The 14,105-nt window shown below is 65.5% G+C and carries 8 protein-coding genes; 1 reads left to right on the forward strand and 7 read right to left on the reverse strand.

Features of this window, described 5'->3' with window-relative positions; translation table 11 throughout:
• Window positions 1-55: 55 nt before the first annotated feature.
• Window positions 56-1,513, reverse strand: coding sequence for a T6SS phospholipase effector Tle1-like catalytic domain-containing protein (locus tag AC07M7_RS19145; protein ID WP_482997450.1), 1,458 nt, complete (start codon window positions 1,511-1,513; stop codon window positions 56-58).
• A 225-nt stretch (window positions 1,514-1,738) separates the two neighbouring features.
• Between AC07M7_RS19145 and AC07M7_RS19150 the strand changes: the two genes are divergently transcribed.
• Entirely contained in the window at window positions 1,739-2,992 is a 1,254-nt protein-coding gene (locus AC07M7_RS19150; protein WP_046982503.1) for a zinc-dependent metalloprotease, read from the forward strand.
• Between the two features lie 87 nt (window positions 2,993-3,079).
• On the opposite strand, the gene lpxH is transcribed toward AC07M7_RS19150, so the two are convergent.
• The 6 genes from lpxH to ppx form a co-directional block, all read right to left on the reverse strand.
• Window positions 3,080-3,826 carry a UDP-2,3-diacylglucosamine diphosphatase gene (gene lpxH, locus AC07M7_RS19155; protein WP_046982502.1) on the reverse strand — a complete coding sequence of 249 codons (747 nt, stop codon included), beginning with the start codon at window positions 3,824-3,826 and terminating at the stop codon, window positions 3,080-3,082.
• 160 nt (window positions 3,827-3,986) lie between these two features.
• A complete protein-coding gene (locus tag AC07M7_RS19160) occupies window positions 3,987-4,526 on the reverse strand; it encodes a phosphatase PAP2 family protein (protein ID WP_046982501.1) in 540 nt (179 codons plus the stop codon).
• Window positions 4,507-5,652 carry a glycosyltransferase family 4 protein gene (locus AC07M7_RS19165; protein WP_046982500.1) on the reverse strand — a complete coding sequence of 382 codons (1,146 nt, stop codon included), beginning with the start codon at window positions 5,650-5,652 and terminating at the stop codon, window positions 4,507-4,509. The genes AC07M7_RS19160 and AC07M7_RS19165 overlap by 20 nt, the downstream gene beginning before the upstream one ends.
• A gap of 144 nt (window positions 5,653-5,796) precedes the next feature.
• On the reverse strand, window positions 5,797-8,721 hold the full coding sequence (locus AC07M7_RS19170; RefSeq protein WP_495208058.1) for a TonB-dependent receptor domain-containing protein: 2,925 nt from the start codon (window positions 8,719-8,721) through the stop codon (window positions 5,797-5,799).
• 330 nt (window positions 8,722-9,051) lie between these two features.
• Window positions 9,052-11,988, reverse strand: a complete 2,937-nt coding sequence (locus AC07M7_RS19175; protein WP_136639880.1) for a TonB-dependent receptor domain-containing protein — start codon at window positions 11,986-11,988, stop codon at window positions 9,052-9,054.
• Window positions 11,989-12,306: 318 nt separating this feature from the next.
• Complete coding sequence (gene ppx / locus AC07M7_RS19180) at window positions 12,307-13,833, reverse strand: exopolyphosphatase (RefSeq protein WP_046982497.1); 1,527 nt, start codon at window positions 13,831-13,833, stop codon at window positions 12,307-12,309.
• Window positions 13,834-14,105 lie beyond the last annotated feature (272 nt).

The raw sequence follows: 14,105 nt of genomic DNA on the forward strand, positions 1-14,105 counted from the left end.
GGATCAGGTCGTTTGAGGCACAAACGACCTGATCCCCTCCGTCCCTTTTTTTGCTTCACCCGTTCGGCAACACCACGCGCCTGCCATCCACCGTCGGCCGGTTGATGTAGAACAGGCCGGGCCCTGGCCGGTAGGGCAGTTCGCTCACCCCGGCATCGGCGGCATAGGTCAGTGCGGTATCGCCCAGTGCATCGAAATTCCAGTGCGCCGACTGCATCAGATAGCGCCGCCTCAGCAGCGACTCCTGGGTCGGGGTCAGCGTCTGCCCGGCGACCAGTCGCCGTGCAATCGGCAGCAGCGCGGAGGGGAGCGCCCAGCCTGGAACATCGGCTGCATCGGCACGCCACTGAACGCCGGCATCGCGTGCGTGCTGCTGCATCACCTGCAGCGCAATCAGCTGGTACCGCCAGTCGATGCGCCGGCGCAGCACCACGGCAGCAGTCACGTACAGCACCGGTGACAGCAGGACGCTGCGGCTGCCGGCACGACGCTGCTGCTGCCACTGGTGCCAGACATCGACCCACACTTCCTTCTGGTCCGCGCCCAGCTGCTGCCGCCAGCGCTCGGCATCGGCCTGCGCTTCGGCATAGGCCGTGGTTGCCTGCAGCACCGTCAGGGGCGGTATCTGGTAATCGGCAACGGCCGTGCGACGCAGCTGCTGCCGACGCGGACGACTGAGCAGCTTGGGGCCTTCTTCGATCTGGTTGTAGCCACCGCCGATGTTGGCGTGCACGCCCGGCAGTGCGATTTCGGTGAAGGGAGGGGCCACGCTGGTGAGCGGATAGTGCTGGCGGTGTTCGTCGCGTGCGCTCAACTGCAGCACCTGACCGGCGATGCCGGTACGCAGCGCGAGTCGTGGCTGTTCGTCGGCGCGGCCACCATTGACTGCAACCACGGTGTCGAACAGGCCGATGAAGCGCAGTGCCGGTGTTGCGGCAGCGAAGTCACCGGCACAGGCCAAGCCGGACGACTGCAGCAGTTGCCGCCAGCGTGCGTTGTCCCAGGCCTGCAATTGGTTGGCAAGATCACGTGCAGCGGCGGCACCGCGCGAATAGCCGAACAGGTCGAGCTGCACGCGGCGCAGCGGCTGCTGCCAGCGTGTGGCCAGTTCGCCCAGCGCGGCCGGCAGCAGCACCTGCAGCGCGCGTTGCACTTTCGCCCGCACGCCGCTGGCGCCGATACCGAAGGCCAGGCCGATCAGGTCGTCGTCTGCATCATCGCGGGTGCCGACGCCTTCCACATAGATCGACAGCGATGCAGTCGCCAGCGTATCGCGGCGACTATCCGGGTACAGCTGCTGCAGGCGGGCGATGTTGGTCAGGCCGTTGTCGTAGCTGCTGGTCAGCCGGCTCTGGTAGGTCGAATCGTCATCGGCGCGGAGCTGGGCCGGGCGCGGCTGTGGCAGCTGCGGGCGGCCGCGTTCCAGATTGTGTGCGTTGTTGCGGGTGCCATCGAAGAACAGGCCGATCCGCAGCAAGCCGACATCTTCGTCCGTGTCCTGCGATGGTGCCATGTGCATTCCCCGTCGTGGCTGCGTCACCGTAGCGCGAAAGCGGTGTGTTGGCGAAGTGTAGTGACGCTTTTGACCTGACTGAACGCAGATGCAGTCGATCACACTTCCTGATTTTCATTCCCATCTTCTATTGAATTCACACGACCCGCGCAGGCCAGATGGCCAGACCCGGCAAACCCGGGCGTGCTGCATCAACGCTGTTCACATCATTCAAGGAGCGACGCAATGTTGTCCAGATCGATTGGCAAAGCGGCAGGTGGCCTGGTATTGGGTTTGTCGGTGGCGGCGGCCGCGCACGCCGCACCGTTGTTCGAGCCGGTGACGGTCATCAGCCGGGCATCGGCAAACAGTGAGCCCGCGCTGGGCAAGCTGCTCGCCACCCCGTCCACAGCGACGGTACAGGAAGTGCGTGTCGATGCTGCTGCCACCGCGCAGCCGCAGCTGGAGTTCGAACTGCTCGGCCAGCGCGTACAGGCACTACGCAGCAAGGTCGAGTCGCTGCCCGATGGCGGCAGCATCTGGTATGGGCAGTTCCGCTCGCCCTCCGACCGGCTGACCGCTGCCACTTCGAACGGCCAGGATGATCCTGGCAATTCAGTGATCCTGGTGCGTTCGGGCAACACCATCACCGGTTCAATCCGCAAGGACGGCAAGCTCTACCGGCTGCGTCCGCTGGGTAACCGCCATGTGCTGGTGGAAGTGGACGAGTCGCGCATGCCGGCCGACCATCCGGCCGACTACAACCAGCTGCCGAAGATTCCGATGGGCGACAACGATCGCATCGGCATCGCGCAGGCTTCGTCCGGTACGCCGGCGACCATCCGCGTGCTGGTGGTGGCGACCAATGCCGCCGTCGCAGCCTATGGCGGCAACATGCAGTCGCTGGTGCAACTGGCGGTAGCCGAATCCAACCAGGGCTACGTCAACAGCAACGTGGGCATCACCATGCAGCTGGCCGGCTACGAGACCACCAGCTACACCGAGTCCGGCAACTTCACCACCGACCTGACCCGCTTCCGCAACACCAGCGACGGCTACATGGACAGCATCCATACCAGCCGCAACAACACCGCTGCCGACGTCGGTGTACTGCTGATCAACAACACCAGCTACTGCGGGTTGGCTTCGGGTATCGGTTCCACCGCATCGACCGCGTTTGCCGCGGTGTACTGGGATTGCGCCACGGGCTACTACTCGTTCGCTCATGAAATCGGCCACCTGCAGAGCGCACGGCACGACATCGCCAGTGATCCGAGCACGTCACCGTACGCCTATGGCCACGGCTATCGTTATGAGCCGGCGAGCGGATCGCGCTGGCGCACGATCATGGCCTATGACTGCTCGGCCGGCTGCCCCCGGCTGAACTACTGGTCCAATCCGAACATCAGCTACAACGGTGTGCCGATGGGCATCGCCAGCAGTGCCGACAACCAGCGTGTGCTGGTCAACACCAAGGCCACCATCGCGGCCTTCCGCTGAGTCCAGGCGCCGGCCAAGGTCGGCGTCTACCAGGGCGCGTGCACCTGCTCTGGTAGATGCCAACCTTGGTTGGCACCCTGCGATCCATCATTCGCGGCTGAGCGTGTCCAGGGTCCAGCCATTGGCGTCCACGCGCAGCACCGAACCCTGTTCGTACCAGTCGCCCAGCACGATGCGGGTGCAGGCACGGCCACCGACCTGCAGTGCATGGATGGCCGGGCGATGAGTATGGCCGTGGATCATGGTGTCCACCCCATGGCGCACGAAGGTGGCATCGACTTCGGCCGGGGCCACGTCGGTCACGGTCTCGAACTGCGCACGATCGCCCTGCTTCATTTCCGACTGGCGGGCCTGGCTGGCGTCGCGTGCCTTCTGTGCGAACGCGATGCGCGCGGCCAGCGGCTGTGACAGGAACTGCGCCTGGAATGCGGGGTCGCGCGTCTGTGCGCGGAACTGCTGGTAGGGGATGTCATCGGTGCACAGCAGGTCACCGTGCTGCAGCAGCACCGGGCGGCCGTACAGCTCGATCACGCACGGGTCGGGCAGGATGCGCAGGCCGGCGCGGCGTGCGTAGTCCTCGCCGAGCAGGAAATCGCGGTTGCCACGGATGAAGTATGCGGGCACGCCGCTGTCGGTCAGCACCTTCAACGCATCGGCCACCGCATCGGCGGCGGGCGAGGGGGTGTCGTCGCCGATCCAGGCTTCGAACAGGTCGCCGAGGATGTAAAGCGCATCGGCGGTGGGCGCCTGCTCGCGCAGGAAGCGCAGGAACAGGTCGGTGATCTCCGGACGGCTGGGGTCCAGGTGCAGGTCGGAAATGAACAGCGTGGTCATGCCTGCATTCTAGGGCATCCGCCCGCCGGGGATGCCGCTGCGTTCGCCGGACACGGCCCGGCGCTACCAAGGGGCCGCTGCGCTCGCTGGGCCTGGCGCGGCGTTGCCCGGGAATCGCGTGCTGACCGGTAGCGCCGGGCCATGCCCGGCGGAAAGCACGTCACACCGGCAGCGGCAACCAAGCCAGGCTGGCCGCGGCCAGCAACGCGGCGATGCCGGTGGCAGCGAGGACATCGCTGGGGTAGTGCAGGCCCAGCACCACGCGCGACAGCGCCACACCGACGGTGAACGGCACCAGCAGCGGTGCCAGCCACGGATAGTAGGCCAGTGCGACGATGGTGAACGACACTGCGTGCAGGGTGTGTCCGGAGGGGAAGCTGAATTCGTCCAGCGGTGCCACCCAGGCGCGAATGCGGAGGTCGGCGGCGTACGGGCGTGGGCGCCGGGTCCAGCGCTTGAGGCTCTTGTACAGCAGCAGCGCGGCCAGGCCGGTGGCTGCCATGTGCACCGAGGCGCGCAGGCCATCGAAGCCATCGAGCAGCACCAGCGCGCCCATCAGTACATACCAGAACACGCCATCGCCGAGCCGGCTGATGACCGAGAACAGGCGGCGCACGCGGCGGCGCCGGCAGTAGTGGTTGGCCCGCCGGCACAGCCTTGCTTCGCGGCCGGCCAGCAGTTCAAGCGGCGTGGTGCGCATGGCCGCTCCTCCGCGACTGGGCCAGCTCGGCCAGCAGGGCATCGAACTCGGCCACCACCTGCTGTGGATGCAGGCGTTTCATCGCCTGCGCGGCATTGCTGCCCAGTGCGTGGCGCTGCGCATCATCAGCGGCCAGTTGCACGGCCGCTTCAATGAACTGCTCGTCGTTATCCACCGCTGCGCCGTTCTCGCCGTTGCGCAGGTACTCGCGGGCGGCACCGTAGTCGAAGGCCACGGTTGCCAGGCCGCTGGCCATGCTTTCCAGGGTCACGTTGCCAAAAGTCTCGCTGCGGCTGGGAAACAGAAACAGATCGCCGCTGGCGAAGTGCCGTGCCAGGGCATCGCCGCGCTGGATGCCACAGAAAATGAAGTCGGGGTTTTCATGCGCGAGCTTCTCGCGGGCCGGGCCATCGCCGACCCACACGAAGCGTGCCTTCGGCCGGATCTGCTGCAGCCTGCGGAACGCCTTCACCGCCAGGCCGAGGTTCTTTTCTGCGGCGATACGCCCGACGTAGATCGCTACCAGGCCGTTGCCGTCCACACCCCATTCCTCGCGCAGCGCAGGGTCACGACGGCTCGGATCGAACTGCTGGCTGTCGACTGCGCGCGCCAGCAGGCGCACGCGTTCGAAGCCCTGTTCGCCGAGGAACTGCTGCAGCTCGCGGGTTGGCACTAGGGTCGCATCGGCCTGGTTGTGGAAGCGACGCATCCAGCGCATTGCCGCTGCCTGCAGCCAGGCCACGCCGTAGTCGGGCAGGTATTCGTCAAAGCGGGTGTGGAAGCCACTGGCGACCGGGATGCCGAGGCGGCGCGCGGTGCGCAGTGCCGACCAGCCCAGCGGGCCTTCAGTGGCGACGTACACTGCATCCGGGCGTTGCTGCTGCCAGTGGCGGCCGAGCCGGATCGGTGCGGGCAGGCCGAAGCGCAGGCCGGGGTAGCGCGGCAGCGCTGCACCCGGGACCAGCAGGGTGCCGGGTGCCGAATCCAGCGCTTCGCTGGCCTGGCGTGGCCGGATCAGGTCGATGTCATGCCCCGATGCGCGTAGCCCCTGTTCCAGGCCCTGCACGGTGAGGGCAACGCCATTCACTTCCGGCGGATAGGTCTCGGTGACGATGGCATAGCGCATGGCGGGCCTCCGGGTTTCCGGCATGCTCGGTCCTGGCGATGTAGCCGATATGACCGCTTTGCGACCGCCAGATGACGCAGGCCTGGACGCGAGACGCCACGGCCCCGAAGGGCCGTGGCGTAACAGCTCACGCCGTGTGGTGGATCAGAAGCGCTGCTGGTATTTCATGTAGATGAAACGGCCGATGTCAAAACCACCGTAGTAGGAGAAATTGGAACTCGGCTGGCTGTACATGACCGGGCCCTGGCGGCCGAACACGTTGTTGGCGCCGATTGAAACAGTGGCGTCCCATGGCAGGTTGTAGCGGGCCTGCACGTCGTGGAAGGTGACCGATCCGCGGCGGTTGTAGTCGCGCGTGCCACTGAACCACGGTGCGCGCTGGTTCGGGTGCGAGCACTCGTTCGGATAGTCCGCCAGGCCCAGGCAGCGTTCCTTCACTGCGGAGAAATAGCGCAGGCTCCATGTGAGGCCGAAGTCGCCACGCTCCCAGCCCAATGACGCGTTGGAACGCACGCGGAAGCCGATGCCCCCATTGGTGGCGATGCCATTGCTGGGAATCGGCGGTACATCGACCTCGTTGGTGGTCCGTTCTTCCCCAGCAACCACATAGGTGGTTTTCCAGTCGGCGCTCAGCGTGCCCCAGGACGTTTCGATCTTGTGGCCGACCTCCAGGTCATAGCCTTCGGCCTGGCGGAAGCCGCTGTTGCGGCTGCCATAGTTGAGCTTGTTGACGATGCCCAGCTCCGGATCGCGGGTGAAGCTGCCGCAGCGCTCGGCAATGCCCAGCTCGTAGCAGTCGCGAAGGATGTCGTTGGGGTGGTCGGCGACGATGGTGTTGTCGATGCGGATCTTCCACCAGTCCAGGGCGATGTTCAGCCCTTCGGCGAACGTCGGGCTCCAGACCAGGCCCAGCGTACGGCTGGTCGAGGTCTCGGGCTTCAGGTTGGGATTGGAGCCGTTGGTGAAGGGCAGGGGAGTCTGCCCACTGCTGCCGGTGATCGGTTCATTACCCTGGCCGAGCTGGCGGTAGCTGTCCGCATTGGCAATGTCGGCGGCGCAGCGTGCACGCACTTCCGGACTGCTGGCCGCAGCGCCGTAGACGGTGTCGCAGGGGTCACGGAAGCCGGTGGTGAAGGTCTCCGAGCCACCGCCGTACAGGTTGGAAATGGTCGGTGCGCGGAAGCCCTGGGCCCAGGTGCCGCGGACCAGCAACTGGTCGATCGGCTTCCAGGTGAAGCCGAACTTGCTGTTGAGGGTACCGCCGAAGGTGGTGTAGTCCGAGTAGCGAGTCGCAGCGCTCAGGCTCAGCTCACGTGCACCGGCCAGGTCACGCAGCACCGGCACGCTCAGCTCCAGGTACGCCTCGTCGACACGATAGCCGCCGCCGGTAGGACCTGAGGCCAGGTTGGTGGTGGCGCCGGTCTGTGCCAGTGCATCGGGGATGAAACGTCCATCTTCGCGACGGCTCTCGGCACCGACGGCGAAGCCCAGCTCACCGGCCGGCAACGTGGCGAGGCTGCCGCTGAGGCTGGCGAACAGGTTGCGGGTGGTGGTACGGCCACGGGTGAGTTCTTCCGGGAACAGCCAGTCCTGCAGTTCCGGATTGTCGGTCAGGCCATAGGGATCATCCTGGCCATACGGAACCAGCGGGTTCCAGGGCTTGCAGCCGGCAATCGGCGCCTCCGGCGTACCGCATTCGACCTTGCCGGTTGCCGGGTTGTAGAACGAGGGGCCGGTGGCATCGGCAACGCGCTGCTTGTGCAGGTTGCCGGTGGCGCGCTGGCTCAGTTCACTGCGGTTGTACTGGTAGCCTGCTTCCCAGTCGAATTCGCGACCGCCGAACGCGAAGTTGCCTTCAAATGCTGCAACGCCCTGCCAGGTGGTCAGTTCGCTGGTGCTGACGCGTGGAATCTCCCAGGTGCGGCGGTTCCAGTGCACGTCGCTGGGGCTTTCATAGCCATGGTGGCTGCCGAACGGATTGAACCAGCTGTCGGCGGACATCGGCGTGATGCCGGCGGCAGCGGACTGGAACGGATAGCCCGCGATCTGGCGGGTGGTGGTGCGCCGGTTGTAGGCCAGCTGGGTGTTGAAGCGGACCTGGTCATTGAGATCCATGCGTGCGTCGACGAAGATCGAGTCGCGCTTGATCGGCGTCTGCACGTGCATCTGCTCGTTGCTGTTGCTGACGTCGCCGGTGAACGGCGTGTTGTCGCTGAGATGGAAGCTGTCCGGACCGCCCGGCTGGCTGCCACGGTCGAGCGAATAGCTGCAGCCACGGCTGTTGCTGCAGCCCGGGCCCTTGAAGCCGGTGATGCGGCCCCACTGGCCGACCGTGGTCCAGCCGTCGTCCGGATGGCGATCAGTGTAGGTGTAGGCACTGAAGCCACGGTCCTTTGCCCACACGCCCTTTTCTTCGACATGCTCGGCGGCGACGCTGATCGAGGCGCGGTCATTGGACCAGCCGGCCACCACGTCGTACTGGGTGCGGGCGCCGTCGCCCTCGCTGTACTGGCCGTGGTAGACGCTGGCGGTCACGCCCTCGACGTTGCGGCGGGTGATGATGTTGACCACGCCGGCCATCGCATCGGAACCGTAGATGGCCGAGGCGCCATCCTTGAGGACTTCCATGCGCTCCACGGCAGCGGCAGGAATGCTGGAGATGTCCTGGTAGCCGGAGGTGGTCATGCCCAGGCGCTTGCCATTGACCAGCACCAGGGTGCGCTGCGGGCCGAGGCCGCGCATGTCCACGTAGCTGCCACCAGAGGCCTCGCCCGCGCTGAGCGGGCTGGCACGGCTGAGGGCAGGGCTGCCGGTCGCGGTCAGGTTCTGCAGGATGTCGGCGACGGAATTGAAGCCCTGCCGCTCGATGTCGGCACGGCTGATGGTCAGCACCGGTTGCGCGGTTTCCAGGTCGACCTGGCGGATGCGCGAGCCGGTGATCTCGATGCGATCGAGCGTGGTGGCGTCCGGCGCGTGCTGGGCGAATGCAGGAACGGCGAGCGCAGTGGCTGCGGTCATCGCAAGCGCGCGACGGATCGCCAACCCCAGTTCGGGAGTACGGATGGTCATGGGTCTCTCTCTCTTCTAGGTCTTCGGTGCGCTGCCAAAGCGGACGGCGCAAATACCACCGCAGACGGTGGAGACTCGACGCTAGTGAAGGCCCGATGAGAGAGGTATGGGAAAGGTACGAATCTGCAATCGGCGAGGCTGACGCATCTGCACAAAGTCGATGCGAATCAGGTGGCTGCGCTGTTCGATGACGCGTCACCGCCATTCCGGGATTGCCGCGATGGAGACGCAGCGAAGGAGGCCGAGCCTGTCAAACACGTCAACCTGCGCAGAAACAAAAAAACCACGGCCCCGAAGGGCCGTGGTCGTGGTGCATTGCCGCGCGATGGATCAGAAGCGCTGCTGGTACTTCATGTAGACGAAGCGACCGATGTCGTAACCGCCGTAGTACGAGAAGGCCGAGTTCGGCTTGCTGTACATGACCGGGCCGTACTTCTCGAACACGTTGTTGGCACCGACCGAGACGGTTGCATCCCACGGCAGCGAGTAGCGGAACTGCACATCGTGGAAGGTGACCGAGCCACGCTCGTTGTAGTTGCGTGCACCCTTGTACCACGGGGCGTAGACGTTCGGATCCGAGCATTCACCCGGGTACGAACGGATGTCCACGCACTGTTCCTTCACGCCGGAGTAGTAGCGCGCGGTCCAGCTCACGCCGAAGTTGCCCAGGTCCCAGCCCAGCACCAGGTTCGAACGGACGCGGAAGTTGCTGCCGATGCCGTTGGAAACAGTCGGCACCACCGTGGTGTCGTTGGTCGAGCGGTAGATGCTCTTGCTGACATAGGTCGTGGCCCAGCCGGCGTTGAACTTGCCGACGCTGGTATCCAGGCGGTAGTTCAGGTCCAGGTCGTAACCTTCGGTCTCCATGAAGCCGGAGTTGCGGCTACCGAAGGTCAGCTTGTTGACGATGCCGGCGGTCGGACCCGTCGAGGTGTCACGGGTAAAGCGGGCGCAGCGGGCAGCAACGCCCTGCTCATAGCAGTCGATCAGGATCTGGGTCGGGGTATCGGACACGATCGTGTTGTCGATACGGATCTTCCACCAGTCCAGCGAGGCGTTGAAGTTCTTGATGAAGCTCGGGCTCCAGACCAGGCCCAGCGTCTTGCTGGTCGAGGTTTCCGGGGTCAGCTTCGGATCCGAGCCGGACACGAACGGCACCGGGGTGGCGTCGGTGGCGGTGGTGACAGCCTGGTTGCCCTGCTTCAGCTGGCGGAAAGTGTCGGCATTGGCGATGTCACGCGCACAGCGGGCACGCACTTCGGCACTGGTCTTGGACGAACCGAACTGGACGTCGCAGGGATCGCTGAACTGGGCGAAGGTTTCCGAACCACCGCCGTACAGGTCGTTGATGGTCGGGGCGCGGAAGCCCTCGGCCCAGGTGCCACGGACCAGCAGCGAATCAAACGGCTTCCACTTGAAGCCGAACTTGCTGTTGAGCGTGTTGCCGAAGGTGTCGTAATCGGAGAAGCGGGTCGCGCCGTTGAAGGTCAGTTCCTTCGCACCCGGCAGGTCGGCCAGCACCGGCACGTTGATTTCCAGGTACGCCTCACTGACCTTGTAGTCGCCACCGGTCGGGCCAGCGGCCAGGTTGGTGGTGGCACCGGTCTGCGCCAGCGGATCCGGGCGGTACTGGCCCGATTCCTTGCGGCTTTCGACACCGAACGCGAAGCCCAGGTCGCCGGCCGGCAGGGTCACGATGGAACCGGCGATGTTGGCGAAGAAGTTCTTGCTGGTGGTCTTGCCGGTGGTGACCTCCGGCGGGAACAGCCACTGCTGCAGAGCCGCATTGCCATCGATGCCGTTCGGATCGATCTTGCCGTACGGCACCAGCGGGTTCCACGGCATGCAGTTGGCGATCGGCGCGCCCGGGCGGCCACATTCGACCTTGCCGGTGGCGGCGTTGTAGTACGACGGGCCTACGCCGGCGGCGACGCGGCCCTTGTGCAGGTTGCCGGTGGCGGTCGATTCCAACTCGTTGCGATTGTACTGGTAGCCCACTTCCCAGTCGAAGAAGCGCTCACCAATCTCGAACGAACCGTCGAACGAAGCTACCGCGCGGTAGGTCTTCAACTCGCTGGTGGTCACGCGCGGCACTTCCCAGGTGCGGCGGTTCCAGGCCACGGCGGTCGGGTTGGCGTAGCCGTGCTGGTTGCCGAACGGGTTGAAGTAGCTGTCAACCGACATCGAGCCAACGCCGGCAGTGCTCGACTGCAGCGGGTAGCCGGCGATCTGGCGGGTTGCCTCGCGCTTGTTGTAGCCCAGCTCGGCGCGGAAGTTGACGTTGTCGGTGATCTTGAAGCGACCGTCGAAGTACACCGAGTCGCGCTTCAGCGGGTAGTTCACGTGCATCTGCTGGTTGGCGTTGCTGACGTCGCCGGTGAACGCAGACGGATCGGTGATGTGGTAGTTGGCCGGGTTGGTCGGGTCGGCGCCGCGGTTGAGCGAGTAGTTGCAGCCGTCCTTTGCGTTGGTGCAGCCCGGGCCGCCCTTCAGGCCGGTGAACTGGCCCCACTGGCTGATGGTGGTCCAGTTGGTCAGGTTCTCGGCATGGCGGTCGGTGATGCCGTACTCGCTGAACCAGCGGTCCTTGGCCCATACCGACTTTTCTTCGGAGTGTTCAGCGGCCAGGGTCAGCGAGATGCGGTCATTGCTCCAGCCGGCCACCACGTCGAAGCGGTCGCGCGCGCCGTCGCCCTGGCTGTACTGGCCGTGGTAGACGTTGGCGGTCACACCGGTGACATTGGAACGGGTGATGATGTTGACCACGCCGGACATGGCATCGGAACCGTAGATGGCCGACGCGCCATCCTTCAGTACTTCGATGCGCTCCACGGCAGAGACCGGAATCGTGGAGATGTCCTGGTAGCCCGAGGTGCTGATGCCCAGGCGCTTGCCGTTGATCAGCACCAGCGTGCGCTGGGTGCCCAGGTTGCGCATGTCGATGTACGAACCACCCGCGTTCTCACCGGCAGTCAGCGCGTTGGCGCGGCTGATCGCCGGGCTGCCCATCGCGGTGACGTTCTGCAGGATGTCGGCGACCGAGCTGAAGCCCTGCTGCTCGATGGCCGAACGGGTGATCGCGAACACCGGCTGGGCGGTTTCCACGTCCACCTGGCGGATGCGCGAACCGGTGATCTCGATGCGGTCGAGGTTGGTGGGAGTGGCGCCGCTGCCGTCCTGGGCGAACGCAGGCAGCGAAGCCAGCGCTGCGGTGGTTGCCAGGGCATAGCGGATGGCCTGCCCCAGTGCGGTGGTGCGTGAAGTCATGGCGAGCTCTCTCTCTCAGGTCGTGCAAAAGACGCCAAAGTGGGCGTCGAAGAAGCCGGCGGGTCCAAGGACTGAGCCGGTGACCTGATAGTAGTCTCGTTGGTTAATGATCTGTAAAGACTTCGTATCCAATTATTTCGCGATACGCCGCTTCTTTTCACAAAAAATGAACAAAAGCATCGACTTACGCGAAGCGGGCCTGACGCGCAGTCGTTCGAGGTCGCTGCATCGCAACAAAAAAAGAGGCCAGATTGCGCAAAGTGTGACGGATTCGGCCCCGAGCACGGTCCACATAGACCCGAGGCCCCCCCCCCTCGATCAAGCCACGAACGGACGGAACTGGATGCCCAGGCCGGCGATGCCGTCGGTTTCGCCGATCAGGTCGGCGCGCAGCAGCGGGCGCGCATCGATGAATGCCTGCGGCACGATCAGCGACAGCCGGTTGTCGTCGGCGGTCAGCTCCAGCACCGGCATAGGGTCGTCTTCGTGGGCACGGTTGAGCAGCACCGCCAGGCGCAGCAGCGCGGCCAGCCGGCGTGCGGTCAGCAGCAGTCGCTCGGGCAGGGCATCGAAGGCGGTCTTGGTCACGCTGCGACGGTGGCTGCGCACCAGCGCGGCCAGCATCTGCTGTTCCTGCCGCGAGAAGCCGGCGATATCCGAGTTCTCCAGCACGTAGCTGCCATGCACGTGGTAACCGCTGTGGGCGATCATCAGCCCCAGCTCGTGCAGGCGCGCGGCCCAGCCAAGCATGCGCGCATCGTCGGCGTCGAGCTTCCAGCGCTCCTGTACCTGCTCCAGCAGCGACAGCGCGGTGTCCTGCACACGGTCGGCCTGCACCGTGTCGATGCCATAGCGCTGGGTCAGCGCGGTGACCGATTCGTCGCGCAGGTCGTTCTCGCCGGCGCGGCCGACGATGTCGTAGAGGATGCCTTCGCGCATCGCCGCCTTGCTGACCAGCAGCTTCTGCAGGCCCAGCGCCTGGAAGGCAGCCTCCAGCACCAGGATGCCGCCGGCGATGATCGGGCGGCGATCGCTGGACAGGCCCGGGAGCTCGATGTCGTCGATCTTCTTGGCTTTCAGCAGTTCGTCGCGCAGCTGCGGCAGGGCTTCGGCGGTGATCGCGCCCTTGCTCAGCTTCATCGTCGCGCAGATTTCGCTGATTGCCTTGTGCGTACCCGATGAGCCCAATGCTTCCTGCCAGCCCAGGGCGCGGTACTTGCTGGCGAAGGGCTGGAACTCGCGGCCGATCTCGGCCAGCGCATCTTTCCAGCGCTTCTTGCTGAGCTTGCCGCCCGGGAAGAAACGACGGGTGCTGGCGATGCAGCCGGCCTGCAGGCTTTCGCGCTCCAGGGTCTGCATGCCCATGCCGATGATGAACTCGGTGGAGCCGCCGCCGATGTCGATCACCAGCCGGCGCTGGCCGGGCTTGGGTGGCTGCGCGTGGGCCACGCCAAGATAGATCAGGCGCGCCTCTTCTCGGCCGCTGACCACTTCGATCGCATGCCCGAGCGCGGTCTCGGCCGGAACCAGGAACGATTGCGGCGAGCGCAGCTGGCGCACGGTATTGGTGGCCAGCGCGCGTACCTGGTGCGGCGGCACATTGCGGATGCGTTGGCCGAAACGGGCCAGGCACTCCAGCGCGCGCTGCCGCGCGGCGGCGGAAAGTCCACCCTTGCCATCCAGGCCATCGGCCATGCGCACCGTTTCGCGCAGGCGGTCGATCACCCGCAGCTGGCCGAGCGTGTAGCGCGCGATGACCATGTGGAAACTATTGGAGCCAAGGTCGATGGCGGCCAGCAGGTCGCCATCCTGCAATGCGGGCGGAGTCGTGGTGGTATGCGGCATGGACGAATGTTAGCCGAAGGGGCGGTGTACTCGTCACCGCGCGGTCTTCACATTTTGGAAGAGGAGGGGGCGGCAGGGCTGCGCCTTGCACCTGCCGAATCAACGGCAACGGCAACAGCAACAGCGGGCTATCCGTGGGATGGCGGGGTGGGGCCGGTTGCGGGGGGCGCTGCAAGTACGTCGATGTAAGCTCGATCGCCGCTTGCTCGTGTGCGCAGTCCTGCGCACACGGCAAGACCGGGGTTGGGCGTCCTGCCCAACCCGCCCGAGGC

This window comes from Stenotrophomonas sp. GW821-FHT09E08 (genome assembly GCF_059416125.1).